2 protein-coding genes are annotated in these 851 nt (G+C 38.3%); both read right to left on the reverse strand.

Annotation, left to right across the window (positions count from 1 at the left end; all coding sequences use genetic code 11):
• Positions 1 to 78: 78 nt before the first annotated feature.
• On the reverse strand, positions 79 to 369 hold the full coding sequence (locus ENTHG_RS00110) for a hypothetical protein (protein ID WP_044172026.1): 291 nt from the start codon (positions 367 to 369) through the stop codon (positions 79 to 81).
• Positions 370 to 371: 2 nt separating this feature from the next.
• Positions 372 to 851: RHS repeat-associated core domain-containing protein (locus tag ENTHG_RS00115; RefSeq protein WP_044172028.1), on the reverse strand; the 480-nt coding region annotated here is incomplete at its 5' end.

An 851-nucleotide genomic window follows, 5' to 3' on the forward strand; every position in this document is an offset into this window, starting at 1 on the left:
GCCCCTCCTGCGGGGCGTCCATCCCCAGCAGGTTATCCGCATCGTCATGGCTGAACTATTTGGCTGTAATAAGTTTCATTAATCTATTTTTAAAAATGAGGAAAAAAACTCTCCAGTTTTTAATAAATCATAAATTACTTCTTTTATAATACCCTCAGACAAAGACTTTACGAGAATCATATTTGCTGCCCAAAAATATAATCCATTATGGCATTCACCTGTTTTTTTGTTGTTTTCAAAAAGATAGTGTATATTTGTTAATGTAAAAAATGTAGCAGTATATTTATCACCATTATCAAGTAAAACCTCAACATCTACGTTATCATTTACACCAAATTCAGAATGATATAATTTGATATTTTTAACCATACTCAATTACCTCTACCAAAAACGAGAATTACTTCATTTATTACTTTTTGTTGATTTGCCTTCGTCGATTTCCCGAGTATTTCTATACCGTTTGGAGTTTGACGAAAATAAACTCTCGCGCCATCCCTGGCTCTGGCTTCAGAAATACCATGTCCAATTGGTTTGCTTCCTATTCCAGGGTTTGTATTCCCTTGAGCCAATTGCTCGGTAAGACGATCAATACTGGCCTGATGCGATCTTCCTGAAATTTCTGCTTCTTTAACTAATTTATCACTCTCTTTTATTCTAGAGTCAACCTGAATACAAGCTAGCCCCAATGGATCTATAGAATTCAGGGGATTTTTAACATACGCATACGTATTTATCCCGCCCCGAATACTAATCGGGTCCTGGCTGATATACCGCCCGCTCAGTGGATTATAGTACCGGTAGCGGTTGTAATGCAGCCCCGACTCCTCATCCGCATACTGACCCTGCAGCCT

Origin of the sequence: Phytobacter massiliensis JC163 (assembly GCF_000321045.1) — a bacterium.
GTDB classification, from domain to species: domain Bacteria; phylum Pseudomonadota; class Gammaproteobacteria; order Enterobacterales; family Enterobacteriaceae; genus Phytobacter_A; species Phytobacter_A massiliensis.

What these genes read in the sequence shown, in the direction of transcription:
- ENTHG_RS00110 (WP_044172026.1), bottom strand. Translation starts at nt 369, where the DNA reads ATGGTTAAAAATATCAAATTATATCATTCTGAATTTGGTGTAAATGAT.